The sequence below is a fragment of the Bordetella sp. 15P40C-2 genome (assembly GCF_009763235.1).
In the GTDB taxonomy this organism is placed as follows: domain Bacteria; phylum Pseudomonadota; class Gammaproteobacteria; order Burkholderiales; family Burkholderiaceae_B; genus Bordetella_A.
Map to the genome: position 1 here is coordinate 117,037 of NZ_WSJA01000025.1, position 25,577 is coordinate 142,613.

General features: G+C 59.5%; 33 protein-coding genes. 2 read left to right on the forward strand and 31 right to left on the reverse strand.

The genetic code is table 11. The annotated features are described in order from the left end of the window. Positions 1-54: 54 nt before the first annotated feature. The 10 genes from GOQ25_RS11275 to GOQ25_RS19375 all read right to left on the reverse strand — a co-directional run bounded on the left by GOQ25_RS11275 (position 55) and on the right by GOQ25_RS19375 (position 9,622). Positions 55-426, reverse strand: a complete 372-nt coding sequence (locus GOQ25_RS11275) for a DUF192 domain-containing protein (RefSeq protein WP_370519939.1) — start codon at positions 424-426, stop codon at positions 55-57. Then, positions 411-1,325 (reverse strand): type II secretion system F family protein, encoded by a 915-nt coding sequence (locus GOQ25_RS11280; RefSeq protein WP_236844269.1) that lies wholly within the window; start codon positions 1,323-1,325, stop codon positions 411-413. Before GOQ25_RS11280 ends, GOQ25_RS11275 begins: the two co-directional genes overlap by 16 nt. Beyond that, positions 1,289-2,113: a type II secretion system F family protein gene (locus GOQ25_RS11285; protein ID WP_202109662.1), complete on the reverse strand. Its 825-nt coding sequence runs from the start codon at positions 2,111-2,113 to the stop codon at positions 1,289-1,291. Before GOQ25_RS11285 ends, GOQ25_RS11280 begins: the two co-directional genes overlap by 37 nt. A gap of 22 nt (positions 2,114-2,135) precedes the next feature. Next, complete coding sequence (locus tag GOQ25_RS11290; RefSeq protein ID WP_370519940.1) at positions 2,136-4,067, reverse strand: ATPase, T2SS/T4P/T4SS family; 1,932 nt, start codon at positions 4,065-4,067, stop codon at positions 2,136-2,138. After that, positions 4,031-5,398 (reverse strand): type II and III secretion system protein family protein, encoded by a 1,368-nt coding sequence (locus GOQ25_RS11295; RefSeq protein WP_160350563.1) that lies wholly within the window; start codon positions 5,396-5,398, stop codon positions 4,031-4,033. The genes GOQ25_RS11290 and GOQ25_RS11295 overlap by 37 nt, the downstream gene beginning before the upstream one ends. Further along, a complete protein-coding gene (cpaB, locus tag GOQ25_RS11300; RefSeq protein ID WP_160350564.1) occupies positions 5,395-6,282 on the reverse strand; it encodes a Flp pilus assembly protein CpaB in 888 nt (295 codons plus the stop codon). The genes GOQ25_RS11295 and cpaB overlap by 4 nt, the downstream gene beginning before the upstream one ends. Further along, positions 6,279-7,091 (reverse strand): hypothetical protein, encoded by an 813-nt coding sequence (locus tag GOQ25_RS11305; protein ID WP_160350565.1) that lies wholly within the window; start codon positions 7,089-7,091, stop codon positions 6,279-6,281. Before GOQ25_RS11305 ends, cpaB begins: the two co-directional genes overlap by 4 nt. Further along, positions 7,084-7,791, reverse strand: a complete 708-nt coding sequence (locus tag GOQ25_RS11310; protein ID WP_160350566.1) for a TadE/TadG family type IV pilus assembly protein — start codon at positions 7,789-7,791, stop codon at positions 7,084-7,086. The genes GOQ25_RS11305 and GOQ25_RS11310 overlap by 8 nt, the downstream gene beginning before the upstream one ends. Further along, positions 7,782-9,173 (reverse strand): hypothetical protein, encoded by a 1,392-nt coding sequence (locus GOQ25_RS11315; protein WP_160350567.1) that lies wholly within the window; start codon positions 9,171-9,173, stop codon positions 7,782-7,784. Before GOQ25_RS11315 ends, GOQ25_RS11310 begins: the two co-directional genes overlap by 10 nt. A gap of 155 nt (positions 9,174-9,328) precedes the next feature. Next, positions 9,329-9,622 (reverse strand): hypothetical protein, encoded by a 294-nt coding sequence (locus tag GOQ25_RS19375; protein ID WP_202109415.1) that lies wholly within the window; start codon positions 9,620-9,622, stop codon positions 9,329-9,331. Positions 9,623-9,782: 160 nt separating this feature from the next. On the opposite strand from GOQ25_RS19375, the gene GOQ25_RS11320 reads away from it, so the two are divergent. Next, positions 9,783-10,001 (forward strand): hypothetical protein, encoded by a 219-nt coding sequence (locus GOQ25_RS11320; protein WP_160350568.1) that lies wholly within the window; start codon positions 9,783-9,785, stop codon positions 9,999-10,001. A 354-nt stretch (positions 10,002-10,355) separates the two neighbouring features. Here the strand turns inward: GOQ25_RS11320 and GOQ25_RS11325 are convergent, their stop codons facing one another. Continuing rightward, positions 10,356-10,619 carry a hypothetical protein gene (locus tag GOQ25_RS11325; protein WP_160350569.1) on the reverse strand — a complete coding sequence of 88 codons (264 nt, stop codon included), beginning with the start codon at positions 10,617-10,619 and terminating at the stop codon, positions 10,356-10,358. A gap of 149 nt (positions 10,620-10,768) precedes the next feature. On the opposite strand from GOQ25_RS11325, the gene GOQ25_RS19380 reads away from it, so the two are divergent. Next, positions 10,769-10,927 carry a hypothetical protein gene (locus GOQ25_RS19380; RefSeq protein ID WP_202109416.1) on the forward strand — a complete coding sequence of 53 codons (159 nt, stop codon included), beginning with the start codon at positions 10,769-10,771 and terminating at the stop codon, positions 10,925-10,927. Positions 10,928-11,206: 279 nt separating this feature from the next. On the opposite strand, the gene GOQ25_RS11330 is transcribed toward GOQ25_RS19380, so the two are convergent. From GOQ25_RS11330 to GOQ25_RS11425, 20 genes are all read right to left on the reverse strand, one after another. Continuing rightward, positions 11,207-11,452, reverse strand: a complete 246-nt coding sequence (locus tag GOQ25_RS11330) for a hypothetical protein (protein WP_160350570.1) — start codon at positions 11,450-11,452, stop codon at positions 11,207-11,209. Next, positions 11,449-11,952: a lysozyme gene (locus GOQ25_RS11335; protein WP_160350571.1), complete on the reverse strand. Its 504-nt coding sequence runs from the start codon at positions 11,950-11,952 to the stop codon at positions 11,449-11,451. Before GOQ25_RS11335 ends, GOQ25_RS11330 begins: the two co-directional genes overlap by 4 nt. Continuing rightward, positions 11,949-12,362 carry a hypothetical protein gene (locus GOQ25_RS11340; RefSeq protein WP_160350572.1) on the reverse strand — a complete coding sequence of 138 codons (414 nt, stop codon included), beginning with the start codon at positions 12,360-12,362 and terminating at the stop codon, positions 11,949-11,951. Before GOQ25_RS11340 ends, GOQ25_RS11335 begins: the two co-directional genes overlap by 4 nt. After that, a complete protein-coding gene (locus GOQ25_RS11345; protein ID WP_160350573.1) occupies positions 12,349-12,777 on the reverse strand; it encodes a hypothetical protein in 429 nt (142 codons plus the stop codon). The genes GOQ25_RS11340 and GOQ25_RS11345 overlap by 14 nt, the downstream gene beginning before the upstream one ends. Positions 12,778-12,865: 88 nt before the next feature. Further along, on the reverse strand, positions 12,866-13,609 hold the full coding sequence (locus GOQ25_RS11350) for a hypothetical protein (RefSeq protein ID WP_160350574.1): 744 nt from the start codon (positions 13,607-13,609) through the stop codon (positions 12,866-12,868). Positions 13,610-13,623: 14 nt separating this feature from the next. Further along, complete coding sequence (locus GOQ25_RS11355) at positions 13,624-15,549, reverse strand: hypothetical protein (protein WP_160350575.1); 1,926 nt, start codon at positions 15,547-15,549, stop codon at positions 13,624-13,626. A 61-nt stretch (positions 15,550-15,610) separates the two neighbouring features. Next, on the reverse strand, positions 15,611-18,514 hold the full coding sequence (locus GOQ25_RS11360; protein ID WP_160350576.1) for a host specificity factor TipJ family phage tail protein: 2,904 nt from the start codon (positions 18,512-18,514) through the stop codon (positions 15,611-15,613). Further along, on the reverse strand, positions 18,511-18,861 hold the full coding sequence (locus GOQ25_RS11365; protein ID WP_160350577.1) for a hypothetical protein: 351 nt from the start codon (positions 18,859-18,861) through the stop codon (positions 18,511-18,513). The genes GOQ25_RS11360 and GOQ25_RS11365 overlap by 4 nt, the downstream gene beginning before the upstream one ends. Beyond that, the gene (locus GOQ25_RS11370) at positions 18,858-19,361 is read right to left on the reverse strand and encodes a DUF1833 family protein (RefSeq protein WP_160350578.1); all 504 of its coding nucleotides are present in this window, start codon (positions 19,359-19,361) and stop codon (positions 18,858-18,860) included. Before GOQ25_RS11370 ends, GOQ25_RS11365 begins: the two co-directional genes overlap by 4 nt. After that, a complete protein-coding gene (locus tag GOQ25_RS11375) occupies positions 19,354-19,851 on the reverse strand; it encodes a hypothetical protein (protein ID WP_160350579.1) in 498 nt (165 codons plus the stop codon). The genes GOQ25_RS11370 and GOQ25_RS11375 overlap by 8 nt, the downstream gene beginning before the upstream one ends. A gap of 2 nt (positions 19,852-19,853) precedes the next feature. Further along, positions 19,854-22,274 (reverse strand): phage tail length tape measure family protein, encoded by a 2,421-nt coding sequence (locus GOQ25_RS11380; RefSeq protein ID WP_160350580.1) that lies wholly within the window; start codon positions 22,272-22,274, stop codon positions 19,854-19,856. 41 nt (positions 22,275-22,315) lie between these two features. After that, positions 22,316-22,567 (reverse strand): hypothetical protein, encoded by a 252-nt coding sequence (locus tag GOQ25_RS11385; protein WP_160350581.1) that lies wholly within the window; start codon positions 22,565-22,567, stop codon positions 22,316-22,318. 74 nt (positions 22,568-22,641) lie between these two features. Beyond that, a complete protein-coding gene (locus tag GOQ25_RS11390) occupies positions 22,642-22,995 on the reverse strand; it encodes a hypothetical protein (RefSeq protein WP_160350582.1) in 354 nt (117 codons plus the stop codon). A 14-nt stretch (positions 22,996-23,009) separates the two neighbouring features. Further along, positions 23,010-23,507, reverse strand: coding sequence for a phage tail tube protein (locus GOQ25_RS11395; protein ID WP_160350583.1), 498 nt, complete (start codon positions 23,505-23,507; stop codon positions 23,010-23,012). An 18-nt stretch (positions 23,508-23,525) separates the two neighbouring features. Further along, the gene (locus GOQ25_RS11400) at positions 23,526-23,891 is read right to left on the reverse strand and encodes a DUF3168 domain-containing protein (RefSeq protein WP_160350584.1); all 366 of its coding nucleotides are present in this window, start codon (positions 23,889-23,891) and stop codon (positions 23,526-23,528) included. Continuing rightward, entirely contained in the window at positions 23,891-24,400 is a 510-nt protein-coding gene (locus GOQ25_RS11405; protein WP_160350585.1) for an HK97-gp10 family putative phage morphogenesis protein, read from the reverse strand. The genes GOQ25_RS11400 and GOQ25_RS11405 overlap by 1 nt, the downstream gene beginning before the upstream one ends. Before the next feature lie 4 nt (positions 24,401-24,404). After that, positions 24,405-24,575: a hypothetical protein gene (locus GOQ25_RS11410; RefSeq protein WP_160350586.1), complete on the reverse strand. Its 171-nt coding sequence runs from the start codon at positions 24,573-24,575 to the stop codon at positions 24,405-24,407. Beyond that, on the reverse strand, positions 24,572-24,946 hold the full coding sequence (locus GOQ25_RS11415) for a head-tail adaptor protein (protein ID WP_160350828.1): 375 nt from the start codon (positions 24,944-24,946) through the stop codon (positions 24,572-24,574). Before GOQ25_RS11415 ends, GOQ25_RS11410 begins: the two co-directional genes overlap by 4 nt. Continuing rightward, positions 24,946-25,275 carry a head-tail connector protein gene (locus GOQ25_RS11420; protein WP_160350587.1) on the reverse strand — a complete coding sequence of 110 codons (330 nt, stop codon included), beginning with the start codon at positions 25,273-25,275 and terminating at the stop codon, positions 24,946-24,948. The genes GOQ25_RS11415 and GOQ25_RS11420 overlap by 1 nt, the downstream gene beginning before the upstream one ends. 2 nt (positions 25,276-25,277) lie before the next feature. Further along, the gene (locus tag GOQ25_RS11425; protein ID WP_160350588.1) at positions 25,278-25,508 is read right to left on the reverse strand and encodes a hypothetical protein; all 231 of its coding nucleotides are present in this window, start codon (positions 25,506-25,508) and stop codon (positions 25,278-25,280) included. Between the last annotated feature and the right edge of the window lie 69 nt (positions 25,509-25,577).

Consider the following 25,577-nt stretch of genomic DNA (forward strand, 5'->3'; position numbering starts at 1 on the left):
GTTTGAAGAATCAGACCAATCCGATGGAACTATTTGCGCGCTCGTCCGAGCGGCTCATTTTCTTCGTGCTCGGCTGGCCTGAGCCACCGCAACCTGTAGCCGCCGGCGGTATCTTGGCGTTGACTCATAGGGCTTCACCGCCAGCTCGACCGCCGAGGCGGCTCCAAAGCAGAACACCATACGCCCGGGGGGCACATTACGGACAAGGCGTTGCACCTTGCCCGCACGGTCTATGAAAGCCACATCGATAGCGAACCGCATGCCAAAAGTATGGATCGACGAGCAAGGTTTGAGCCAGAATCCGGTGCGCGGCCCTGGCGCGGTAGCGCGACACAAGAGCCCACGTAAGCGGCCGAGAAAGCCGCGCGCCCGCACGAGACGGATGCGATTCCTGGAGGCTCGCGGATGTGTCATCCACCCCCCCATATTTGCACGACGATCGGGAATGCCAAAACGATGAATGTGCAGGGAAAGATGCACCCGATCAAGGGCAGCAGCATCCGCACCGGTGCTTCCATTGCCAATGTCTCGGCGCGCTGTACCCGTTGCAGACGGGTATGCGCGGCGTGCTCGCGCAAGAACACGCTCAGGCTCATGCCAGATTCCGCGGCTTGCTGCATCGACAACACCCAGGCACGTACGGTTGGGCTGCCACATCGCGTGACCAAGGCTTGCAACGCCGTTTGGCGCGGAACACCGGCACGCATATCCGTCAGCGCGTGGGAGACCTCGTCGCGCAATGGACCGGGCGGGCCCATCTTTGCCACCAGATGCAGCGCACTATGCAGACTAAGGCCCGATTCCACACAGAGCGTGATCATATCCAGCATAAACGGCAAGGAGCGTTCAAAGATTCGCCTGCGACGCTGCACCCGAGCATCTAGCACCGACCCCAGCCAGACCACCGCGAAAACCGCGCCAAACAGCATCGCATAAGCCTGCGCCTGGCGCGAGTCGGCCAATACAGCCAGGTAAAACCCAACGAATGTGCCCATCAATGCCACGCTCACTCCACAGGCGCAGAGATGCGCGGGGGTCACGCAAGGAGGCAAGCCTGCCTGTTGCGCCCAGGCCGTCAACCATTCTCGTTGGCGCCAGGTCAGGTGACGGCCCAGCACGGCGGACCATGCTGATAACCACGGCCAGGCGAGGCGCCATGCGACTGGAACGTATGTGGAGCCACCCACGCGACCCGATGCACTGATTGCTCTCAATAGCAGCCATGTCACGCTGGAAGCCGCCAGTCCCGCCAGCACTATCCCGAGTAGCATCCACATGGTTGCCCCGGTCAGATATCGATCGTCACGATACGGCGGATGAGCCATATGCCCGCTAGCTCCAAGGTAGCGACCACGGCCAGGGTGATCCAGCCCGCGGTAGTCGTCCACATTTGGTGCATCGCATCAGGATCTAGATAGCTTAGCGCCACCAGCAGCAGCAAGGGCAACGCGCCGACGATCCAAGCTTGAAGGCGGCCTTGAGCGGTTAAAGTCCTGACTTTGTCTTGCATGCGCTGATGCTCGCGTAGCGTCACGGCGAGCCGCTCCAGGGTTTCAGCGAGCGCGCCTCCAGTTTGGGAAGCGACGCGCAACGCGGCGACGAGCAGGATATTGGCTTCGGATGGCACTCGCTCGCCCAGATGCTGAAGCGCAGTATCGAATGGCACTCCCACTCGATGCTCGCGCAACAACAGGCCGAATTCTTGCGTGATCGGTGCCTCGCTATAGTCCAACAGATGCCGTAACGCAGCTGGTAGACTCAGGCCACATCGCAGCGAGGCCGCCAGCGCCTGCAGCGCTGCTGGCAAATCGCGCTCGTATCGAAACAACCGACGTCGACGCAGCCAACGTGTACCCAAACGCGGGACTTGGAAAGTACCTAGGACAATCACCCCCATGGCGAGGAAACTCCCCGTACACGCGAATATCAACCCTCCCGCCATCAACGCCAACATCAGCGTTCCTAACCACAAGTGATCGTCGTCCACGAAGAGAAACAGTTCCTCCAACGTGACATGGGTTTGGCGGGTATAGACCTCGCGGTAGCGCCGCAATGCTGGCCCGAGAGACAGCTGTATGCGCCAGACCAGGAGCAAGGCACTCAATGCGGACATACCAAGTGCAAACCAAACCATGTCAGGTACTCTCGTGGTGTGCCCGCGGTCGACAGTCAACACCGCTATCGATGCCTTGCGGCCTTTTTGTCGCTGCCGAGCCAAACGCCGCGCCATCGAACGCCACGCCAGCTTCGCGCCATTCGTCAATGAACGTGGGCACCAAGCCGCTTTCTCTAAAGCTCCCCGTGCGCGTATGACGGAACAATTCCTGCACCTGAATCTGATTGCCCTCCATCCCGGTAATCTCGGCGATCGAATGCACAACACGGCGGCCGTCAGTCAGGCGCACCACTTGGACGACGAGGTCGAGGCTGGCGGCGATATGTTCGCGCACAATCGGCAATGGCAGATCCATGCCCGCGATCAGCACCATACTTTCCAGACGGCTAAGCGCGTCACGCGGCGAGTTCGCATGTAGTGTGGTCAATGACCCCTCATGACCGGTATTCATCGCCGTGAGCATATCGAAGGCCTCTGCGCCCCGGCACTCCCCAACAATGATGCGGTCAGGGCGCATTCTCAATGCATTGCGCACAAGGTCGCGAATATCGATACGCCCACGATGCTCAAGATTGGGCGGCCGGGATTCCAGCGCCACCCAATTGCCATGCTCGAGCATCAACTCCGCCGCATCTTCAATTGTCACGATACGCTCTTCGCCTGGGATGCCTGCGACCAGGGCATTAAGTAACGTTGTCTTACCTGCTCCCGTGCCGCCTGACACCACAATATTTTTTCGCGTCTGCACGCAGCGCATCAGAAAATCCGCCATGACAGGCGACATTGAGCCATGGCCTATCAGATCGGCGATTTTCGGCCTGGAAGCGGGAAACTTGCGGATAGTGAGGCTCGCGCCTTTTAACGCGATCGGCGGAATGACGGCATTGACGCGAGAGCCGTCTGATAAGCGCGCATCGACCATGGGAGAACTTTCGTCGATACGACGGCCGACCGGCGCAACAATGCGCTCAATCGCCCATCGTACCGACTGTTCGCTGCTGAATACCGCTTTGTGTCGTGACAGACGGCCTTCTCGTTCAACATAGATTTCGTCGTAGCGATTGACCATAATTTCGGTGATGGTCGGGTCGTGCAACAAAGCCTCCAGAGGGCCCAGGCCTAAGGCTTCGTCCAATACCTCGCGGCAGATGGACTCGCGTTCGGAATCGGTCAGGCGCGCGTCGGCGTCTACCGAGATCGTTTCGAGCAGCGTGCGGGCCACCTCTCGCAAGGTCACATCACTCATGCTGGCGATATCACGTCGCCGCAGATCGAGCGCTTCACGCAGTTTGGTATGTAGACGTTGACGTAATGCTTGAAGACGCGCATCCGCGGGCGCGTTCCGGTCTGCGCCATCCACGCATACACGTATATCCACCGGCGAAACAATTCCTGGCGCGTTTTTCGTTGAACTTTCGGGGCCGTCGTGGGCTGCGGGCGAGCTTGGGTTTGGTGTGTCAGACGGTGCGGGCGTGGGAAGACTATTCGTCCGTGCGGGCCTGGCTAAATCACCATCCAATCCAATATCGTCTGTGCTATTACAGGATCCCGGCTCCATGCGATTCGCGCATATGGCCTCGAAGGAATGGGCAATGGCGTAACAGGCTTCGCCCTGTGAGGTCTCTCCATCAGGCCGCACGTAAATCCGACACGGTCCGATAACAATGGCGTCGTCCGGCAGCACCGGTCGATGTACCGTGACGCGACGGCCGTTCACCCAGGTCCCAAATAAAGAGCCCAGGTCTTCTAACTCCAACGTTTGCCCACGACCATTGAGCCGGGCGTGCTGTCCCGACACCCGCCAGTTCCTGATGCGTAAACCACTATTGGCGGCTCTTCCGATGGTTAACGGCGTATTCACACTGACAGTCTGTTGTTTGCCACTTTCATAAGTTAGTAAGAGAGTCAGCATACTCATTCCCCTGGTGGCGCGTCGTGCAGGGGCTGCCATTGCGAACCGGGGCCTCGATCCATGCTCCAGTCTCCCGCGTCATCGTTGCGAGGCGTCGCCGTGCCCAGGCGTGTGGGTTCTGGAAAAGCGCTGTCGAGAACGTCCCTGCCCTGCTGCACGCGTTGGGCGAGCTCTGGATGATCTTGTGACACGATGCGCGGCGTGACGAAGATGGCCAGTTCCGTTTCTGAATGTCGCTCGCGCTGCGCGGAGAATAACGAGCCCAAGCCCGGAATATCCTGCAGCACGGGCACGCCTTTCTTTTCGTTCGATCGTTCCCTGGAGAGGAACCCGCCGATGACCAGGGTCTGTCCCGATCGCACGTTGAACTCGGTGGTGGCACGCCTGGTGCGCAACGCCGGTCCACCCGCCACACTAAGAGACATATCGACTGAACTGGCTTCCACTTCAATGCGCGAGCGTATTGCCCCATTGCGGTCAATACGCGGGGTGATATTCAAAGACACACCGTACGGTTTGAATTGCGTGTGACTGCGACCGTTGGCATCCGTAGTGGTATAGGGCACCTCGCCCCCGGCCAAGAAAGATGCGGTCGCGCCACTACGGGCCAGCAGCTGGGGCTGCGCGAGCATCACCGCTTCACCTTGCTGGGCCAACGCCGCAATGCGCGAGGTGAGCAAGGCATTCATCCCGAAATATCCGCCCACGGTGGCCCCAGCGCTCGTCAGAGGCGAAGGTGCCGCGCCTGCAGCGAGTTGCGCTTGGCCCCCGGGCTGCCAGAACACACCAGTCTGCAAGCCCCCTTGAGACATGGCATCCCAATGCACGCCGAAATCCCGCAGGTGGATGCTTGGTAACTCGACCACTTGCACATCGAGCAACACCATTCGGTCCCATCCAACCTGACCCGTGAAATCCACGATACGCGGGAAGCGGCGCACGAGCGCCGCCACGCGTTCGCGGTCGTCGTCGCCCAGATCCTCCCCCTCTATGACGATGTTGTCACCAACGATCGAGCTACGCACGCTTGGGATATGCGAGAGCAATGTCTGGACTTCCCGGTGCAGTTGCGCCCATCCCGCGGGCCTGACCTGCACTTCATAAGCAGCGGATACACCGTTTTCTCCCCACACATGAACCGAGGACCCGCCTTCTTGCCGTGCAAATAGCACCACCTCGCGGCCATCAACGGAGACGGCGCTGACGACCTGCCCGTTGCCCACCGCAACCCGTGCCACCGAGGCATGTGAAATGACCTTGGTCTGGCCGACTTCCATCGTCAGATTCGCAGGTGCTGCTACTGTTTTCGCTACGCACGCCAAACAAAGGCTGGCAATCAGCCACGTCAAACCACCGCCTGCGGCCATCATTTCTCCTGCTTGCTGGCATCGCCCGCAGGCGTGCTACGCCCGCCAGCGCCCGATGATGCGGGACGGCCACCTGTGCCTTCCGAGCCAGACTCGAAAACCCAGTTCTGGCTATCTACACGGTCGCCATACAGGACAGGAACATGGCGGCGCTGCACCTCGTGAGGGCGTTCGAGGCCCATCCACGCCGCCAGATCTTTTGGCTCTGCGTTACCTGCAACGACCGCATCTTGTCTATGGCGCAACACAGCGGTCATGCGCCCCGCTTGGCGGGCAGCCACGAGCTTTATCGCATCCTTTTCCGATACGTCGAGTGTGATGAGTGCGCGAGGATCCGGTCCGTTTTCCATCGCGAGGACCCGCACGCCAGTTGCCAGTGGGGAGGTGATGCGCTGACCATGATGGGCAAACGACACAAACAAATCGATCAGATCGCCGGTGCGCAGCACGCCCGTGGCGGCATCGATCTCTCCCACCGTCAATGCCAATGCGCGTCGACCCGGTTGCACACGCTCTGATGGCGCAGGCTGTTCTGTGGCGGCGATATGTGTGGGCTGCAGAATTTCGCCCTGCTTCAAATCCGTGGCCAATTTTCGGCCCAAGACTTCATCCACGGCTTCGGCTCCGAAAGAATGCGCGGGTAACCAAGCCAGAGGCACCTCTCGCAATGCCAGGTCGTCGATACCTAACGGCTTTCCAGCCGGAAGATCGACGGCGACAACTACGCGCTCTTGCGTCGGCACCTGTGCTTGGCGTGCCAGTTCCGCTTCGCGCGATTGGATGTGCTCGTGTACGGCCCAAGCCGCCGACAAGCCCGCTACCAGCGATACGCCGTATACCCCGAGTTTGCGGAGCCTGACGGGCAGTGGCGAGTGAAGAGAGGTCATGGCATTGTCTCCTCGGTCAGCTGCAGGTACACCGCGGTACCCTCTTCGATTTCCGCTAATGACACATAAAGCGACTGCCGATCCTGCCGCCAGTAACCAGCCATATCATTCGAAATCTCCTGCACCCAGCCGTTATGACGCAACCCCTGATTGATGGTCCGCCATGCGACTTGTAAAGGGTATGTCAGACGCCACACTTGCTGGATCACCGCGGGTTGATTGATCGCCTGTGGGTTGATCATCCGTTGGGTCTGCACGTGTTGCATGCCCGGCCGCGTGTCGCGATGGCCCCGTTGTTCGACATGCATCGTCAACGACGCAGAACGCGGTATCCATATCGGCGGCACCGTGTCGTCATGCAACGAAACATCCAATGCACCCAATGGATCGCCCGCGTCGGTAGTCAGAGATGCCAGTGAGAAAGTCCCATACGTATGCCTGAGTCCCACCGGTGACAGCGTAATCAACGCGGATCGCCCTTGGACTTGGCCTGCCAGTTGAATGCCCTGTTCAGGTTTTGCGGGCATCTGGGACAGCGAGGGATACTGCTGGCGCATATGACTTAACACCTCGATGACCGGATAAGGCATATGGAACGCCTGAACATCAAGGGGAATGCCAAACGCGCGCACGCTCGTCAGCGCGAGTGCGGGCGTGCTATCCGGCGGAATGCGCCACGCAAAGTCCGGGTCATCCGCGCGGGCCTCAAGGACCACACTTGTGACCGAGACGAAGGCGAAGACAAACCAAAGACACGTCATCCATCCCGCTGAGAGTTGCCTCGGATGCATCGCAAATGGCTTATTCATCTCTCCTCCCTACTTTCCTGTTGGCAGCGGTACCGCTTTGCACACCGGCAGGCAGGTCGCTCCAGGCCTCGACCCATTCACCAGGCCAACCCACGGCCCTCCTGGGAGCGGCGATGTGCTCCAGCCGTCGGAGCACGCTATCGGCCACCTCAGCGGATTGCTTCGCGCTATGCGACCAGCCGTGCTCGGATGTCTGTAAACGCCGTGCCACTTCGGCGTCCGACAATTCGGTGCCGGCGTCGATCGCGATCACCGTCCGGCGCTTTATCGAGGGCAACCACGGGCGATTAACGTCACTTCCCCGCATGGCGCTTACGGTCACGGTCGCCACGCGCAGTTCTGAATCGACGTCGACCCAATCCCGCATCAACGCGCTAATTGTTGAAGTATTGCCATCGCCTGCATCGGAGCCGTTACCTTTCTCCGCATGCTGGCCGACCGCCGACACGTTTGCATCTTGCGATGATCCTGCTGTGGGTTGACGTTCGATGCTCAATCGAGACTGAAGTGCGTTATCCGAGGCAGACGAATCGATGGCTCCAACAAATGCCGCTAGACGGCTGACGTGTCCAGCATGCTGAACCCGGTGAATCAGGGAGCCAAGATCGATGATCGAGAGCATGAAGACTCCCAACAGCGCCATTGCCAATAACGCCTCGACAGCCGCTTGGCCGCGATGCCTCGGGTCTGTCATTGCCATGATGCTTCCTGCGAGTTGGAAGGTACGAGCCGAGCCCTCCAGCGAGGGCGAAACAAGTCCGCGCTCATGGATGCATTAGCATTCCGGCTCGCGTTCAAATTATGGTTTTGATCGGAGCTCGAATTCGAGTCCAGGCCCGAGCTCGCAAGATCGCTGTAATACGTCTGCGCCGCACTACCGACTGTCACCGCGAGCCCAGCCGTGAGCGTATCCAATACGCCGCCAGACGTACTGTCGAGGCGTGGGCCTGCCGCGCGGCGATGTAATGACCCTAGCGACTGACGCAACTGAATAGCAAAACGCAGTGATTGATTCGCCATGCCCTCAGCGACGTTGTAATACGCCGGTAAGCCGCGAGCTTCCATTAACCCAGCGTCGAAATCCGCGTACGTATCCGCCAGCGAGTTCTCTTCGCCGGTGACGATGTCCCAGGTGGTGTGCTCGCGTACCCACTTCCAGAAGGGCACATCGGAGAACTTCCTTGGCGGTCGTACGCCGTCGGGCCCCTGCGCCGCCCGATCACGGGCTTGTCCCCACGCGAGCGGATTCTCCCGGTAATAGCAAGCGAGCCCGGCATTGCCCTGGAGCTCGTGATAGGAAAGGCTATCCTGCGCTGACCAATGGCCGGCATCATCCAGGAGCGTATGGCCACGGCGCCGCAATTCAAATCGCTTTTCTCCGCACGCCCGTTTGTCGTGCCGCGCGTCCCAGTCCGACAGGGACGTCAAGTCGCGTGACTGCAGAAACGGATATCGCATGGCGGCTTGCTCCACCCACCGACGAAATTCACCCGAATTCCGGCCCTCGTTGCGCGCAACAGACGCCGCTGGATCGTCCGTAGACACGACGATCTGCATAGCAACAGCGGGGTCGCGCTCGTCTGCCTGCGATAGACGAACCGCGTTTCCATCTATATCCGGGTAATTGGCACGCAGTACTCGCAACATCGTTTCGTCACGCATGGCACGCATCTTTCCGACGACCCCGTCGGCCGCCTTCAGCAGCACATCATGTACGACCTTGTCGTGCCGCTGGATGGCTTCCCCAATCAACTCACTCTCAGAATCAGCAAGCCGACCTGTGGCAACCGGCAGCAGATGGGCCATACGGTAAGCGGCAGCCGCCTCCTCGCCAAAATGTCGCTGCAACAACCAATCGGGAGGATCGCCTGCCGCTTTCACTACCGCCAGGTTTTCAGCAAACTGATTCAATGACGCCAGCGTCATCAAATGTGCCATCGCGACCTGATGCGCTACCTGCGCGCGATTAACGTAAGCCAGCAGGTTAAGGCTGCGCGCCTGCGCCACCGCCCCGCTATAAGCGACCGCGTCTGCCACGTGTGTTAGCCGCACGCGGGCGTCTGCCGCAAGCGAGATCCGCATCAGTCCGATCCACGCGGCTCCGCATACCAACAAGATGCACAGCATCAGGGGCAGCACTTGACCAGCCTGTAGGCGCCTAGTCGCTGCAGTCGGATATTGACGGCGCATCAGCGCGCACCACGCCGCCACGGCACGGAGCCTCCCTGGCGAATCCATTATTGAGCGGCGGCGACTGGTGTTTGTGTAGAGGAAGCGGTATCGGTCTTATCTGCGCCGGGCGTGACGGTAGGCTTGCCGTACGTCTTCAACGTATGGCCCGTTGCCACCGCATTCGTGGCCAACGTGCCGGCATTATTCACACGACCAGTGTTGTCCTCGCCCGCGAGCGTGTGCGCCATCGCCGATGTCTGCGTGCGCAGCACATCCCCGAAGTTCTGATAAGCAGCGACCGACGCCAGTGCCACCAATGCGACCACCACGATGTATTCCGTCAAAACATCAAAATGCAAACTTAAGTATTTGATTTATATAGGTGAAATTCTGGTGCCTGTCTAAATGACAGCGATGTATTAGGGCTCCTAAGCCCTTGATTTACAAAGGTGCCGCGCCGAGTTTTAGACAGCAATTTACGCAAGCTATACTGTATACACAAACAGTATTTTGACAGTCATGGAAGACAACGGAATCCTCGCTCGAGTGCCCGGCCAATTCGTGGCCCAGGCTTCACACATCCTACCCCCGCCAGAGCTAGCCGATGACGGCGAGCACCAGGCAGAAATCGATGCCGGCCACGCCGGGCGCGTGCGGATCTATTACAAGCGCCAGCGGGCCAAGCGGGGCAAGCATAGCCACTGGTTCTGGGTGGCGGTTAGGGCCGAGCCTGCCTGAGTGAAATCCTGGGTATCATCGCGCTATGGCGACTTACCCAATCCCCGAATACCTTCAAGACAGCCACGACGGTGACGAATGGGCCGTCGCGGCCATTCTGGCAGGACGTGTCGTCGCACTTTTGTACGTGCGTGACATTGCCCCTCACCTACTCGATTACGTCGACACGCCCTCGGAGGAGTTTATATTCCGCCGCTGGGCGAGCATACAGAACACAGATTTAGATCAACTCTTGGCGCTGGGCAGAGCGATCGTGGGAACGGTGGGAGCGAACGGCTTCCAAGAACGATGGCATCTAAGGAAGTACGGGCCATCTGATTGCGGCATCGGCACACAACAATTGTGACACACGGGCTATTTTTGAAGCGACTGTATTCGAGTCTTAACGAGTGATTCGTCATACGCCTTCTGAACCGCCTTCTGATTCAAAATGGCCTGTCGGGCGTCGGTGGGTAGTTCATCCCACAGGCACAGTAGCGAAGCGCCCAGAAACGCCAAAATGCGTTGTTCGCTCGCCTCAAAATCCTCAATCTCGAATGCTGCAGCTAATGTAGCAATCTGAGCCCCCCCCTCGTTGTCCCAGCTCTCTAACCCTCGAATTATCCGATCGTTAGCCATAACGAATCCTTGAAATGAGCATAAGGAGATTTAGTATAGGCCTCTAGAAGTACCAACGGAATGTGTTGCACTTCAGTGTTAGGTGTTTACGAGATCCGGAGGTACTGTGGGTGGGTGGCACTTGCCACAATTATCTAAGAGGTACCATCATGACTTTATCTTCACGCTTCGGCATTTTCGCTGGTTCCACTGATCCCAAGGCCAACCCTTCGGATAAGCCACAAGATAAGCAATCGCAGCAGCAAAAAGATGACGCTGCACGCAAGCAAGCTCAAAGCGACCCAAACAAACAGCGCACTCCTCAATAACTGCGGCAGAGTGGGGCATACGTCAGTTGGCAAGAGCTAACAGTCAGTAGCCCGACACACGCAGTGCACTTGTGCAAATGAGCAAGTCTCGAAATGCTGACCCATCGCCTGGACGCGGTGCGCCAGCATTATCTTGTTCCCCCGGCAGATCTCCTCGCCCTACATATCCTCTCCCAAGTCTCCGCCTCCGCCTCGATCCACCTCAGAGGCCGAATCGGCGTGGCGTCGATTTCTTCATCCGACCGCCATTCGAATGGCCGCTGCACGACTTGGCAATAATTACCGACCTTGGTTCCGACGCATCCGCTCACGGGCGCGATCACGAACAGCAGCATCATCCAGACGCTCAATTTCAGCAGCAGCTTCACGGGCTTCCTCTCTGGCCGATGTGTCGGCCTCCAGTTGTTCGACACGGGCTTCATCCTTGCCGGAGGACTTTCCCCGGAAGAAGACGCCCACGAAGGCCACGGCGAGGGCAGCCAGCCCGGCCAGATACGGCATGATTTCGGCAAGCAGCGCGTTCATTTGGTTGCCTCGTAGATGGCTATGGCCTCGGCGCCGGTGACGCCCAGGTATCGGGCGCGCTCCATTTCACGGCGGCGGATGATGCCGTAGCAGTTGTTGGATCGGATCGTGCAGTCCTTGCCGCCGGCGCGCTTCCAGACTCGGAACTGCTCAGCGGCTTCGTCGCGGCGGCCGGCATTGTGCAGGCGCATCAGGGTCGAGGACTTCATATTGCCCACGCCCACGTTGTAGGCCCAGCACACCATGGCGTCGAACTCGCATTGCGCGGTCTCGACCGTCAAGGCCCGCATCACGGCTGGCTCGAATTCCTCCCTCAGCCGCCGTTCGAATGCTGCTTCGGCTTGCTCCGGCGTCCAGACAAGGCCGGGGTAAACCTCCGGCCCAGTGTGCCCATAGCCGATGGTCCACGGCGCGCCACCCGTTGCCGGATCTGGATACGCCTTCAGACGCAGCTGCTCGACATGGTGCAGCATGGCAATGCCATCAGCGGACGTCCTCATGACTGCCCCGCCTTATCGCCACCCAGGATCCGCGAGATCCACTGCTTGACCCGATCCAGCACGATCTCGGAATTGATTGACGCGGCGATGATGGCGCACATCTGCGCGAAGGGGTTCAGCGCATTTCCCTTACCGATGTACCATTCGGTTGCACCGATGGCAAAAAAACCGCAGCCCACACAGATGGCGGCGGTCGGAATCAGGTAAGCAGCGTCCCAGGAGAATTTCTGCGCCCGGATATCGAGCGCCATCCGAAAGAGGACGCCACCGATCAAGATGGCGAACGCCCAAATCCAGGTAGACAGGGAGACAGCAGAAAACCGGCCCCCAAAATCGACGCCATCTTGGGCCAGCGCAGCGCCACCCCACAGTGCAGACGAGACCAGCGTGAGGGTGTTAGCGGGCTTCATTGACTTGCGCTCCGTATTTGGCTTTGATGTCGCACAGCGCCAGGTGAAAAATCAGAATCGGCGCGCCCAGATAGAAGATGCTGCCCGCGTAGCTCAAGCCGAACGTCTTGGTCATGTACCAGCTTGGGATGATGCTGAGTAGCGCGCTGATGATGTACAGCAGATCGCGCCGGCTTTTCACCCACTGCCAGGCGTATCTGTCAGGCAATATTGAATTGACGATGACATCCACCAGCACCGCTCCGGCTATAGCCAAGATCGCGAGGAAGATGACGATCGTCCAATCCCCTTCCATGGCCACTAGCCGCCCCGGCACAGTCGTCCTGACCGTCAATGCCGCCAATCCCATGTAGGTCAGAAACACCACGCAGAACAGGCGTGCGCACACGTCAGTGGTTAGGAATCGGTGTCTCATGATGTGCCCCGGTTATTCGTGTGCATGCTTGCTCCAGACGTGAAAAAGCCCGCCGAAGCGGGCGTCGGGTAGTTCTGGTTGCTAATCGTCAGATGGGCAGCCCACGCGCAGCAAGCCGGGATGCCAACCGGGCCATCTTGGCGCGCAGATCCGATTCGCTTAGGGCACTCGCGTACAGCTGAAAGGCATTGACCTCGGCGCGATTTGATCCATTCGGTGAGCTGTATCTTGCTCCAACGGAGACAAATCTCCCAGAGACAACCACTTTTGGGCCAGCAGCAGTGGCGACCGTTGAAACCCCGTACGCATAACCGCGGCTGCCTGTTGGAGTGTCTACCAACGCGGCGATACAAACATCGCCGACTTGCGCGCCCGGGACAGTCAGGTTTGCGGTCTGGGTAGACCCACCCATGCGCAAATAGAACTGCAGCCGCGAGTTGGTCGAGTCCCAGTTAATGAGAGAACCCCACGCACTGCCCACCGCGCCATTAGCACTCCCGGCGCCGCAGAGCGTGCAGCTATTCTCTGGCACTCGGAACGCGATGATCTGCGTCATTTGCGCTGCGTCCTGGAACGTCGACTCCAGCGCGTACGGGTAAATCTGAGGCGTTACGCTGTTCGCGGAAAAGCTCGGGGGCCCAGGAGGATCGCTCTGGGAGATCGCTAGCACATTGCCATTGAGCAGATCGACAAGCGACGAAGCATCGGGTCCGAAGAGCCAGTCACCCCACGCATCCGGCTCAGGACCTGCGGTAAAGATTCCGTTGACCGTGACGGGAACGGGATTGACGATCGGGCTATCCGACGGGAATTGAATGCAGACATTAGCCATGAGCTAGATTTCCTTTAAATGGTTTCGTACCGCGCTGTTTCCATAAACGCCGGGCAGTAATTCCACAGGTTGTAGACTTGCCCCTCGATCTCGACCACATCAGGGCTGGTGTCACAAAGCCCCCCCATGTACCCGTTAAGCGTGACGCCTGGCGCTTTGTAGTTCATGGCGTAGCGGACGATGACTATGTCTTCTGGCCCAGCCGTTGGGTGGGTGAGAATGACGTCCTGACCGACCAGCGTCACAGTCAGCGATTCGCTCGGAACCAAGGCGCCGTTGATCGTTACGGCGAATCCATAAGATGGCGTGTCGCCCGTCAACTGTAGTGGGTACCCACTGAAGCACGACACGCGAACGGTCGTCGCATTGACTCTCACGGGCAGACCCGGCATGACATAGTCCTTCCACTTCCGATTAAGCGTGATGTCCGCCTCGACGCGGCCCAGATAAGCGGACCGCCACTTGTAGCCGATGTTGATTAGGTGGGTGCCATCAGCGGCCCGAGGTAAAAAGTAATCCGGAGTAATAATCCTGTACTTGTCCGGACGCGTCCGCGCCAGCCATAGCTGCGCGAGAGTGGAGTAGCCCATAGCGTTGGCCGTTGGCGGGAAGAGCAGCATAGGAGGCTCCCACTCATGGCCCGTGACGTTCTTCACGAAATCCACCTGATACTGCCGCAGCGCCTCCAATTTCTCGGCGTATATCTCTGGAGTGACTGCGCCCGACTGGTTGGCTTGCCCCTGCCCCCAGATCAGCGCCGGCATGATCGGGACCTTGCCCAGCTCCCGAATTCGCGCCGCCTGCTCAGTCACATGATCGCGCCACACTTGAAGCCACGAAGAGCCGACGCCGAGTTGATCGATGGTATAGCCGCCGTGAGCCGCAGTGGAAGCGAAGAACGGCAGATCCGCTGGGTCAATTCCATAGCGACGGAAGATCACGCTCGCATAGTTCGCTGCTCCGGAGCATGACGTTTCGCCTCGATTTCCACCCTCACCCTGGTCGCCGTTTAGCTCGTCCTCTACGAGCAGCTTAGAGGTGCTTGTGCCGGGATTCGAGCCAAGGCTCCCTGCCTTCGTTGCCTTCGGTCCTGCGCCGAACGTCAGGTTCGAGTAGGGTTGCGCCGTCGAGAGCGGCGGCTGCCCTTGTGCGCCCGTTTCGAGTGACTGCCCATAGAGGATCATCATCAACATCTGGGTTCCCGCCACGAGCGGGAAACGGCTTAGATCGGAACCACTCCCTAACTCCTTGCCAAATGCCACCGCAACGCCCTTTTGAAAGTCCAAATGGAAGACTGACTTCCCGTTCGCACTGAGGGCCATCACTCCATAGCGCGGATCCGTCTCGACTTGGACCATTGACCACATAGGTGCGGCCAAACGGTTGTCCACATTTTGCTTAATGCCTGGGTCGTTAGTGGGGAATTTGGCGTAAAGCTCGCCGGTCGTCTTGTGTACCCCGACAGCTAGTGCGTGGCGGTATGCGGCAATGGGGTAATGGTCGGGTGAATCTGCCGACACGAGGGTCGCCGCTTTCCCGAGGTTGCCATTAATTTCTCCAACATCAGATTGCAGGGCGACGACCGTCTCGCCGCTAGCAGGTTGCACCGGATTCTTCGTCCACCCGCTGCCGCCCCAGGTATACCGGCCATTCTTCGCCGGGTCTGAGTCATTAGTGACGTCGCCTTGAATTCCGACAGGCTGACTTTCATCGTCCACCATCCGCTTGGTGGAGGGAGAGTCATAGGACAAGTATGTCTGGAGATTAGCCGCATCTGCTGCCGCAGCCAGCGCCTCTTGGCGGATCGTGGCCAGATTCTTTACATCGTCGCCCGCACGATTGATGTTTGGAACCCCAGCTTCGCCATTGGCGAAATTGCTTAAGGTGTCCGCGTCAGCGTCGGCATAGACCAGCTTCTGCTTACTGATAGGTTCGGCCATCCTGAACTCACAATAAAAAAGCCCCGCTCGAAGGCGGGGCCGATGGTTGGTTTGGGGTGTGTTATTCGATGAAATCCAGGTCGTTCGCGTAGTACCTGGCATCGTAGTTGATCGCGGTCAGTGGGATCGTGCCGTCATCATTGGTCGCTCCCTTCTCAGTGATCAGAAACGGTCGAGCGTGGCGCGAGCCGGACGCCGAACCAATGATGAAGCCGGTGGGGTTGTAGCCCTCGCCGCGTAGGACGATAGGCGTTCTTGGTTCTCGCTCAAGCAATGCCCGCCGCGGGCCTCCGCCATCGCTGACCCCCATCACCTCGACTTGCCTGTCGCTGTTCTGCAGGAAAATCACGTAAGGGCCAGCGCTCCAATCCACTTCCTGCGACAGGCCGACCAAGCGCGGATTGTCTGACGATACCCAGGTAATTTCACCATCCTGCGCATTCGCTCGAGTGTTGTCCGCCACGCTGATGCGCTCGGACAGGGTCAGCAGGTTCGCCTCGGGCAGCGCGTCGAACGTCGCCACCTCGTTCTGGTACCGCAGTTTGTTGTACAGGCGCCAAGCGTGGATATGGGCCTGCTCATACGTGCGCACGCCCACCGACTCCTTGCGCATCGGGTTGATCGCGCTCTGGTCCGACGGGATGTAGATCGTGGTCGGTGTGTCCGTCTCCGGATCGATCCACTGGTATTCCACCCCATCGTGCCCCTCGGCATCGCCGCCGAAGGAATCCGCGCGCACCTCAGACCCTGGCACCTTGTTGCGGTGGTTGAACAGAATCGCGCTGTTGGCGTTTTCGCGCTCGAAGAACAGGCGAATGACCGACCCGCGCCGGTATGCCCGGCAGAAGACCGCATCCGCGATCATCGACAGAGTTTCCTCGAAGCTCAGAACGTCCTTGTCGATCGTGTAATCGAACTGCGCCACATCGACGCCGAAGTGATCCCGAATTTCCCATGCCGTGTCGTAGATGTTGTCGAAGTCGATTTCGGCCGGCGACCGATTGCCGATCTTTGGATCCAGGCAGATCGCCGCGATGGTGTCAGCCACGTTCCGCGTCTCGTACAGCTCTGTCGTGAACGTCGAGCCTGAAATCCGCTGCGGGCGCTTGCGCGTGACCAGCATGTTCAGCTTGCGCTCTTTGATCGCCAGCGCGCCATCGGTGGCGAACGAACTGGCGTAGACAGTGGTCACGTCGCCAAAGTGGCTATTCGTAATCGGGGCGCAGATGTACAAATCCTGCCACTTGATTTCATCGACCACTGACCCGTCAAAGTCTGTATCAGAGTCAGTCGTGCGCCGCGCGCGCACGCGCCAGCGTTTCCCTGGTCCGTCATCCAGTTCGACGTTGATCGTGTTCGCCCGCATCGCCCGCGTGACGGACGAGCCGACCACCGCCTGATTGACCGTCTGCACCAGCCCCGTAGGATCGCCGTTTGCATCCAGCTTCTCGATTTGGATCGTGAACCAAACCGTGCGGGCGTATTGGGTGCGCCCGTTGTCCTTGTACATGCCATTGAGCGCGACCACGTTCATGATCATGCGCGAAATTTCATAGGCGGATTGCACCTCGAACCAGCCGACCCAGCGCTCGCCAACCGTTTCGATGACGGGGTACAGCGTCATCGAAGAACCGCCGAAATCGTCCTCCATCACAGTCCAGTCGGGATTTACCGACGCCGGCGAGCTCAGCGTCAGTGTGGTACCGGACATCGTGTTGACAGTGTAGGTGCCAGAGAGGTCGAACTGCTCGGTGTCAGATGGGCGGCTAAGCGTGGGCGTCCCTTCCACATTCCCTTGGCGGGCCGCCCCGGGCCTAAATGGGCGCCACGCGGAGCTGTTTAGAGTCACGTCCAGGCGAATCGTCGTAACTCCGGGGGTGCCAGGGGTAAAATCAACATCCACAACCGGGTACATTCCATTCACGTTGCCGTAAGCGGTATAAACGTACCCCTCGCCGCCTTCCGTAACGGCTTCCCACGTCACCGTACCGTTGGAGATGGTCATTAAGTCCCCAATCTCCCAAACAGCGGTGTGGTCTCCAGATAATGTGACTTCTCCCCACTCCGGGATGGGAGCGTCTTCTACCTCAAAGTTAGCATCGGCCGTTTGAATAAACGTCCCGTCTGCCTGCGCGGCGCCCGTGATGACGATAGTGTCACCAGGGACGAAATATTCATTGAAGTCGATCTCCGGGTCCTGCGATGTGATCACATTGGGGGACGAGAACACCATGCCCCTGCGAACTACCCTGCCCGCATCCTGCGGTGCCAAGGTCTGGCCATTCACCGCGTTGATGCGCTTGGCACCCACCAGCGGCAGCGTGATCGCGTCACCGATGCGCAACTGCGGGCTGCCGCTATTCGGAGAAGTGTTCGGCCCGTAGACCTCGACCGACATGCCTGGGATCTGGTCCACGTCGGTCGTGTCGTCGCGCACGTCATGGATCGCATAGGCACCGCGCCCCACGCACATGTAGGCGATTTCACGCTCGACGTGGTTGTCGTAGATCCGATAGGTCTCGCCCAGCAGATCCGGTGTCGATCGAGTCTGGCCGCAAATGTCCGGGATGCGCCCATTGATGCGCATCTCGTTGGTGCGCTGTGACAAGCCATTGTTCGGGCTTTCGTGCTGGACGTTGCGGCGCGTGGCGTTCGGCGTCTTTGGCTCAAGGATCGCGGTCAGGATCATCGAGGCCGTGGAGATGGCCAGCGAGACCGCAATCGCAGTCCACGTCTCAGGCCCGCCCGGCATCACCTCGATCACCAGCGGCCCAGGCATCGCACAGGCCTCGGACACTTCCGTGTCGTTGGTCGGCACCATCTGGCGTCCGGTCAACATGCTGGTGATGCGCGTGCCGCGCGGCCAGCGGCGCCCGAACTTCTGCAGCAAGAATGCGCGAACGTCGCTGACCTCGACCTCTTCGTACTCCCCGTCAGGCGCAGCCAAGAACTTGACAACTGTCATGCGTAAAACCTTTGTTTCCGGTACAGAGCCCGGGATGCGTCGAAGGGCAGAAACTCGGGGCCGCTCTGCGGCATGTGGGCTAGGCGACCCTGCCAGCACACGCCGATGTGAGACTCACCGGACAGGTTTTCCATCAGCACGATAGACGGCTCGCGCGTCGGCCCGTCCACCCGCTTGTACCCACGGAAAAGCGCGGCAAGCTGGCCAGCGCGGAAATCATCCTCGCGCACTTGACGCAGTCGGCTATCACCGGTCAGCCGCTCCCACACCACCGCCGCGTAATGCAGGCAGTTGTTGCTGTCGCGGTCGTAGACCTGATCCAGAAGATCATCCAGGCAGGCCGTCATGACAGCGCGATCCGAAGGCCAGGGAAGCGATCAAGCGTGTAGAGTTCGCCGGTCTTGCTCACGTTCAGCTCCGGCGCCGTGGCGTCGAACTGCGCACCGTCCTGCTGCCGATTGAGCTTGCGCGCCTCGAGCGTGATCGGGCCGACCATCGGGCCGGCCAGGTCGTCGCTGCGATAGGCGCGGTAGATCACCGTCGGCTTGATGTGCATGGTGCCCGCCGCGCGCGCCCGCTCGATCTCATCGGGCAGAATCTCGCCCAAGTCGCCAAACGTCACGGTCAGGCCAAAGTCGAGATTGCCCCGGTCTTCCAGAGGACGCAGCGCCAGCGGCACATAGTCGAACCACTGCAGCGCGTTGGCTTCGTCCCTGGCCCAGAGGCCGCTGCGGTACTTCCCCTGCACGCGCCAGACCTTGGAAAAGGACGGATGGCTGATTTCCAGCGTCTGGATCTCGTTTGCCGAGGCAGGGCCATCAAAGTAGAAGCTGGTTTCGTCAGTCATGCGGCAAGTCCTCGTTCACCAGCTTGGCCAGCAGGTCAAGAATCTCCTTGGCGGCAGGCAGGTTGCCGTAGATGATCAGCAACGTAACAAGCCTGCCCCAGTAGTCCAGGTCCTCCTGATCGAAGTCGTCACGCGACAGCACTTCCAACTGTGCCGACACCGTGTAGACCGCGCCTTGCCGAGAAACCAAGTGCAGCGTGCGTGGAACGAAATAGGCCGTGTACTCGATCATTTCGTGCGACTGCAACGACAGGTCAATCAGGAACGGCCCGCCCCCCAGCCGACGCATCTTGCGAAAGAACCCCATGAACATGGAGTAATTCTCAGCGCGCAGCACCCAGGACGCATTCACCGTGTCGGACTGGTTGTCCGGCCCCGCCCGGTAGCGACTCGCGCCCCCGTCCAACGCCGTGCTCACCGAGCCATCACCAAAGGACGCCCCGAACGACGCCTGAGTCGGGCAGAACGGAATTTTTTCAAGATCTGCCATGACTACCTTTGTCGCTGAATATTCGTGCTGATGCTCTGTTGCCGCGAGAAACGGCTATTGGGACGTGCCTGCTCCCTGGCCATCAGGCCTGGAACACGCGAATCGATTTCTTGTCGCGCAATGAAGCGGTACTGGCGTTCGCGCTCTTCCACGACTTCAACGTCGACACCATGCGTCTCGAAAACCAAAGAAAGCCCGGCATCGCCGCCGGCCTGCCCAATCGCGCTAGGCGGCAGGCTTGGGAAGCCAGCCATTCCGCCTGCCGAGTGTCCAGTGCGAATGGCACGGCGCAACGCGTTGAATCCTTGCTCGCCGCCAATCGCGCGGATCTCATCTTGATTGAGAACGCCCTCACCCTTGTGCACGATCCCTGCTGGGTCGTACCGTCCGCCAACCCCGGTGAACCCCCCGGAGTCGAACAACGAAAACGCAGCGCCCGCTGAGAAATACGAAGAACTCGCCGAAATTCCGCTCGATGCGGCCGCGCCGGCACCTGCGCCCCCCCTGAAGAACTTGAGCGCGTTCCCTAAGACTCCGCCTACGTTTCCGGTTTTCCCATAGTCGCCCAGGAGCAACCTCGAAATTTCAGACGCAGCAAGATCCGCCGCCATGCGTGCAAGCATGTTCGCAAAGGACTTGCCTATATCATCGAAATTGCCGGTGATCACCGAATACAGCCCGTCGCCAAGCTGCGTTTGGATGTTCTGCGCGGCGGATCGCGCAAACTCATCCATCGTATCCATCGTGTCGCCGAACTGCTGAAGGAGATCCTTCTGTGCTTTGGAAAACTGATCCGGCGTCAGGTCACCTTCCATAGCAGCCAGCATTCCCATCTGGCCGATGAAGTCCTTGGCGGCACCCTGCCCGGTTACCTTGTCGTAGAAGGCCTGATAAGCCTTTCCTTCTTCCTCCAGCTGCTTGATGAACTCGTCCAGTGACTCGCCGCGCTCTTTGTACAGATCCTGCTCGGCCTCGAGTGCGTCTCTACGCATCGCGGCCTGACGCAAATCGTTGGCCTGCGCCTCGCTCAGCTTGCCGAAGGAGCCCAACTGAATCTGCGCGTTGACCTTGGCCAGTTCCGTTTGAGCGCCAAAAAGCGCGTTGCCTTCACGCAGCTGCTTGAGATACCGCTCATATGCTGTTTCTGAGGCAGACTTCTTAGTCTTGCCGCCTTTACCCGACAAGACTGGCGCAGTAGGAGTTTTCGGGGCTAGCGGTGATCCGCCCGTTTCTTCAACCCCGCCATAAGGCCCAAAAAGCGCTCTGTCTTGCGCTATCTGGCCTCGCTTCGCCAAGCGCTCGAAGTACTCCAGCCGAGTCTGCGCCGCGCGCTTCGCCACGTCCAGGGACTCTTGACCGTAGTCGTTCCACTTGGCTGTGCCGTTGTTCAGCCTCTCCTGCATCGCCGCAAGGTCTTCCAACTCTTTCTTTGCAGCCGAAATGTTTTCGGAGTTATTGCGGAACAGGCTGGCGATACCGTTGGCCGGCGAAAAGGCGCCGAGCATTTCTAAGAAACCACCCGCTCTTTCGGTTAGCGTGACAAAGTCTGCTCCTAGCTCGACGGCCTTAGTCGCTATTGTCGCCATACCCTGCAGAAAGGTGGCAAACGCCTGCTTCGTGTCGTCGTTCCCAAGGGAGTCTGTCAGGTCGTTCACCGCCGCAGTCAGACCGTTAACGCTGCCTTCATCACCGGTCATCAGGCTATCGATCTGATTCTGCAGCGCCTGCAGGGCACCGCCAAGTGTCCCTCTCGCGGCTTGCGCAGCACCGCCGTATGAAGACTCCAGCGCCGCCAGAATAATATCCTGCGCCTTTGCAGCTTGGCCTGTGCTCTCCAACTGCTTGGCTAGCTTCTTCTGATCATCATTGAACCTGAAGCCCTGCTTCGACAGAGATGCTAGCCCGGCACTTGGAACATCCAGCGCGCGACCCACTGTCTCGGCTGCCTGCTCGACGGTCATCCCCATGCGCTGGGCCATGTCGATCGTAGCCTGCAACGCACGCGGGAACTGCTCGCCGACGATGCCCGAGTAAGAGATCAAGCGCGTTTGCGCGCGGTTGATGTCGCCCTCGCTGAATATGCTGGCCCCAGCGAACTTCGTGGCCATATCATTCAGCTGGGCGGCAGTATAGCCAGCGGCCTGACCGGTAGCGGTCAAAGCTGCCGCCAACTGCGCCTGCTCATCTTGAGCGTTCCGCGTTTCCTGGACGAATTTCGAAAAAACGTCCCGGACGCCTATGCCGAATAGCGCTCCACCCAGTAGGCCTGAAAATGACTTAGTGATGGACGACGCGGTTGCCTTCGCATGGCGCTCGATCTCCTTGAACTGACGCTCCGAAACCTTGGCGGCGCGCTGTGCATCGGTCTCGAAAGAGCCTGTTTTCATCAACAGGTCAACGACAATACTGCCCGCAGTGGCCATTGCCTACTCCAAATATTGACCCACCTGCGTGGGCGTCGCTTTCAGTTGCGCGTCTCGGGCAACTTCATGCCAAGCGCCTCGAAGGTCTTCAAGTCTTCCGGGGAATAATCGCCAGAAGGTGGAACCTGGGCCGCAGGCTTCAGCGATCCCTGCAACCATTCCAGCTTGGCTTCCATGTCGCCATTGGCCATGGATTGAGAAACAAGAGCTGCCGGACGGTGATACCGGTGCGAATCAGAGAACGGGTGCTCGCGGTAGAACCGAACCCAGGACATGAACTCGCGCTGGGTCATGGTTCGCTGCAACTCCCCGATCGTGCGGCCGAGCGCAAGCGCCAAGACGTGCCAGAACCACGCCCGGCCGCTGATCAGTTTCCCTCCGCCTCCGCCTCACTCTCGGCAACCACGGGGGTCAGAGCGCCGTTCAGCTCAAGAATGGCTCGAAAGATTGCGGTGGCGGCCCCGGGCTTGAGCGCTGCAGCGCGTTCAACCGTCATAGCAGGAGTACCGTCAGGCTCCACCACGCTAGCTGCAATGATCCCTGCGGCCGACTTGGCACGCACCGATGGGTCTTGCGAACGCTCGGCCTCAGTCAAGAGCCGATATTCAACCATCGGCAGTTCTTTAAAGTAGAGCTTGTGACGACGGCCATCAGCGAGTTCTACTGTGCGCTCATGCACCACGTCGCTCGCAAACATGTCGTCAGGAATCGTACTCGCCATGTTTTATCTCTCTCTTACGCAGTCTTGAAGTTCCAGGTGACCGGGCCGGATCGCTGAAGGGTCAGCGTCCCGACCACGCGGTCATTGGTATTCACATCAATGACCACTTCGGTGATGTACGCCTGGAATCGCGCTGCAGTGCGTTGCGTCGGCCATTCCGGATCACCGTCGCTGTCCAGCGTCGGCACACTGGTGCCATCCGAGAATCCAACAATCCACGTCAGCGTCTCGCCCGAATCCTTCAGCGTCGTAAGGATTCCGCGATGCGACGCGGCTTTGGGGATGAAGTTGAAGGGAACCGAGATCGTGCCCGGGGCACCAAGGCCCGCCATAGATTCCTGATCGACCAGCGCGTCGAGACAAGTGCTGTCGATCTGCGTGCGCGCACCGGCGCCCATTCCAGTGATGCCCGTCGGGCAGGCCATTTTCACGATCGCCGGAGTTTCCGGTGTCGTTACGCTGTCGACCAAGAACAGATGAGTTCCCTGGGTCTTAATTACACCGTCAGTCATAGTGACCTCACACAATAATTATCGGGAGTGAATGAAATCGGCCTGCAGACCGATGTGAAAAATTTTGGTGTCCGGCTCGCGGGTATGCACCACGATCCGATTTGCGATGCCAGCACTGTCGAGCGCGTCTCGCACCGCTTGAGCTATGTTGCGGCAGACTGTTTCTTGATCGTCGGACGGACCTGCCCAGCAATCGATCTGGGTAGAGTCGTTGTCCCCATCCGGCGCGCCGCTGAGCTGGTCATACGGCTGCCCCACTACTGTGAACCAAGTGATGTACGGAAGCGGCGTGTTCTGCGGCGCGGCGCCCGATCCGTAGATTCGACTGCCAACGAGAGCCTGAACCGCGGGGGTGCTCAGCACCCGAAATACTGGTGCGAACATCAGCGCCCCCTATTCTTTGCGGCGAGCTTCTGGACTGTCTTGTCGATACGCTGCGCGAGGTCTGTGGTGATCACATGGATTGCCTGCTCACCTTTCTGCCGAACAGCCGGTCGCAGCCAAGGGGTGGCTGGCTGGTGGCTCGATCCATACTCCAGCAGCGAAGCCGTCTTGTGCGTCGTCACACGTTTTCCTGCAGCTTGCCGCTTACTGAGCTTCTGCATGTCATACGCCTTCCGGCGTACGCGAACGAGGTAGCGCTCCCCTTTGCCACCATGGGGAGGCTTGCCGCGGGTGACTACAACATTTTTTTCCAGCAACCCCGTCGATACGTCGCCACCACGCTCGATGGCGGCCCGCAGGTTAACGACCGCTTGGTCGCGGATCAGTCGTGCTCCCTTCGCCAGCGCAAGTTTGACGGGCCCGCCGCGTTTGCTGACGAGTTCCGGCGGCAGGGAGCGCAGCGTGTCGAGCAGACCGTCCAAGCCGCGCAAACTGGTTTCCATTTTCATCAGATCAGTCCAGCGATTGGGTTTGATCGCGTTCGACAGCGTCCAATGGCGAGCCATCCAGATCGAACCTCTCTTCTTGCTCAGGGTTGTCTGCCAGCGCGCTGATGAGGATGTCTAGCTTGGCCTCGATACGGCGCTGACCTTCCTCAATCCGCTCAAGTTGTGATCTTTTCATTGGCCTTCCGACGGACCGTCAACGACGCGCAGTCGCCACTCCCGGCGTGCTGTCGCGTCAGTTTCGACGGAATGAATGTTGTAGATACGGCCATCCCACACGACGCGCCAAGCGGCCATGTCGCGCTCGGACGCCGGGAACCAGCGCAGGTTGATGCGCGCCGATGTTTCCGACTGGGTTGCTGCCGCCCCTTGGAACTCGCGGCCAGGCCCAGTCAGCACTTCAGCAGGCACGTTCTCCAGCCGCGTTCCGTCGCCTAGCTCTACGGTTTGCCAACCGCCTGATCCCGGAATGGGATAGCCGTCAGCGTCGCGCAACGGCTGGGCGATGTGCTGAAAAGTGATCCGGTGACGTAGGCGATGGGAAAGCATCACGCACCCAGTCCCACTCTATGCGGAGCCAGCTTGACCTCTGCCGCCCGACGCAGCTTTTCCGCGTCATCAGGCGACGCCTGATAGGCAGCCTGCAGTAGCAGCATGACGCCAAGTACCACGCTAGGAAATGGCTTCTCTAGCGGCGGAGCCAAAACAAGCACTCCGTCAACAAGCAACGCTGCGGGATATGGGTCCAGCAGGCCCCGGTTCATGTACTGCGCGGCCTCATCCTCGGCGGCATCAAGCAACAATTGGAGCTTTGCGTCGTCGCTGTTATGGATGACGTCGAGATATTGCTTGGCAACCGCCAATTCGATGACCGACATGCTTATTCCTTGCTATCCGTCTTGCTCGGGCCGGACGTCGAGTTTTTGGCGGACGTTTTGGGCGCCGGGGTGCCGGAACCCTTGGGCGCGGGTTTATCTGTAGCCTTTGCGGTTTCAGTTACCAAACCGGCGCTGATCAACGCTTTACCCGTAATGTCCGAAACCTCCGCCGTGGCACCACGCTTGAACGTGACCGAGCCATGGACGAAGGATGATTTCGCCGTGATATCCATGATGTTCTCCATGCAATCAGGGCCGCGCTATCGTGCGATTGGCGCGGCCCTTAGGTTGTCGGTCGGACT

Bases quoted from the DNA above. Each gene is read 5' to 3' on its own strand.
- GOQ25_RS11285 (WP_202109662.1), bottom strand. From the start codon at position 2,113: ATGTCCGCATTGAGTGCCTTGCTCCTGGTCTGGCGCATACAGCTGTCT.
- GOQ25_RS11310 (WP_160350566.1), bottom strand. From the start codon at position 7,791: ATGGCAATGACAGACCCGAGGCATCGCGGCCAAGCGGCTGTCGAGGCG.
- GOQ25_RS11390 (WP_160350582.1), bottom strand. From the start codon at position 22,995: ATGGCGAGTACGATTCCTGACGACATGTTTGCGAGCGACGTGGTGCAT.
- GOQ25_RS11375 (WP_160350579.1), bottom strand. From the start codon at position 19,851: ATGGCAGATCTTGAAAAAATTCCGTTCTGCCCGACTCAGGCGTCGTTC.
- GOQ25_RS11340 (WP_160350572.1), bottom strand. From the start codon at position 12,362: ATGAAGCCCGCTAACACCCTCACGCTGGTCTCGTCTGCACTGTGGGGT.
- GOQ25_RS11365 (WP_160350577.1), bottom strand. From the start codon at position 18,861: ATGACGGCCTGCCTGGATGATCTTCTGGATCAGGTCTACGACCGCGAC.
- GOQ25_RS11425 (WP_160350588.1), bottom strand. From the start codon at position 25,508: ATGGATATCACGGCGAAATCATCCTTCGTCCATGGCTCGGTCACGTTC.
- GOQ25_RS11280 (WP_236844269.1), bottom strand. From the start codon at position 1,325: ATGGCTCATCCGCCGTATCGTGACGATCGATATCTGACCGGGGCAACC.
- GOQ25_RS11400 (WP_160350584.1), bottom strand. From the start codon at position 23,891: ATGTTCGCACCAGTATTTCGGGTGCTGAGCACCCCCGCGGTTCAGGCT.
- GOQ25_RS11395 (WP_160350583.1), bottom strand. From the start codon at position 23,507: ATGACTGACGGTGTAATTAAGACCCAGGGAACTCATCTGTTCTTGGTC.
- GOQ25_RS11420 (WP_160350587.1), bottom strand. From the start codon at position 25,275: ATGTCGGTCATCGAATTGGCGGTTGCCAAGCAATATCTCGACGTCATC.
- GOQ25_RS11355 (WP_160350575.1), bottom strand. From the start codon at position 15,549: ATGGCCGAACCTATCAGTAAGCAGAAGCTGGTCTATGCCGACGCTGAC.
- GOQ25_RS11385 (WP_160350581.1), bottom strand. From the start codon at position 22,567: ATGACCCAGCGCGAGTTCATGTCCTGGGTTCGGTTCTACCGCGAGCAC.
- GOQ25_RS11330 (WP_160350570.1), bottom strand. From the start codon at position 11,452: ATGAACGCGCTGCTTGCCGAAATCATGCCGTATCTGGCCGGGCTGGCT.
- GOQ25_RS11415 (WP_160350828.1), bottom strand. From the start codon at position 24,946: ATGCTTTCCCATCGCCTACGTCACCGGATCACTTTTCAGCACATCGCC.
- GOQ25_RS11335 (WP_160350571.1), bottom strand. From the start codon at position 11,952: ATGAGGACGTCCGCTGATGGCATTGCCATGCTGCACCATGTCGAGCAG.
- GOQ25_RS11410 (WP_160350586.1), bottom strand. From the start codon at position 24,575: ATGAAAAGATCACAACTTGAGCGGATTGAGGAAGGTCAGCGCCGTATC.
- GOQ25_RS11405 (WP_160350585.1), bottom strand. From the start codon at position 24,400: ATGAAAATGGAAACCAGTTTGCGCGGCTTGGACGGTCTGCTCGACACG.
- GOQ25_RS11360 (WP_160350576.1), bottom strand. From the start codon at position 18,514: ATGACAGTTGTCAAGTTCTTGGCTGCGCCTGACGGGGAGTACGAAGAG.
- GOQ25_RS11290 (WP_370519940.1), bottom strand. From the start codon at position 4,067: ATGGCAGCCCCTGCACGACGCGCCACCAGGGGAATGAGTATGCTGACT.
- GOQ25_RS11275 (WP_370519939.1), bottom strand. From the start codon at position 426: ATGGGGGGGTGGATGACACATCCGCGAGCCTCCAGGAATCGCATCCGT.
- GOQ25_RS11345 (WP_160350573.1), bottom strand. From the start codon at position 12,777: ATGAGACACCGATTCCTAACCACTGACGTGTGCGCACGCCTGTTCTGC.
- GOQ25_RS11315 (WP_160350567.1), bottom strand. From the start codon at position 9,173: ATGCGGATCTCGCTTGCGGCAGACGCCCGCGTGCGGCTAACACACGTG.
- GOQ25_RS11295 (WP_160350563.1), bottom strand. From the start codon at position 5,398: ATGATGGCCGCAGGCGGTGGTTTGACGTGGCTGATTGCCAGCCTTTGT.
- GOQ25_RS11325 (WP_160350569.1), bottom strand. From the start codon at position 10,619: ATGGCTAACGATCGGATAATTCGAGGGTTAGAGAGCTGGGACAACGAG.
- GOQ25_RS11370 (WP_160350578.1), bottom strand. From the start codon at position 19,361: ATGACTGACGAAACCAGCTTCTACTTTGATGGCCCTGCCTCGGCAAAC.
- cpaB (WP_160350564.1), bottom strand. From the start codon at position 6,282: ATGACCTCTCTTCACTCGCCACTGCCCGTCAGGCTCCGCAAACTCGGG.
- GOQ25_RS11305 (WP_160350565.1), bottom strand. From the start codon at position 7,091: ATGAATAAGCCATTTGCGATGCATCCGAGGCAACTCTCAGCGGGATGG.
- GOQ25_RS11320 (WP_160350568.1), top strand. From the start codon at position 9,783: ATGGAAGACAACGGAATCCTCGCTCGAGTGCCCGGCCAATTCGTGGCC.
- GOQ25_RS11380 (WP_160350580.1), bottom strand. From the start codon at position 22,274: ATGGCCACTGCGGGCAGTATTGTCGTTGACCTGTTGATGAAAACAGGC.
- GOQ25_RS11350 (WP_160350574.1), bottom strand. From the start codon at position 13,609: ATGGCTAATGTCTGCATTCAATTCCCGTCGGATAGCCCGATCGTCAAT.
- GOQ25_RS19380 (WP_202109416.1), top strand. From the start codon at position 10,769: ATGACTTTATCTTCACGCTTCGGCATTTTCGCTGGTTCCACTGATCCC.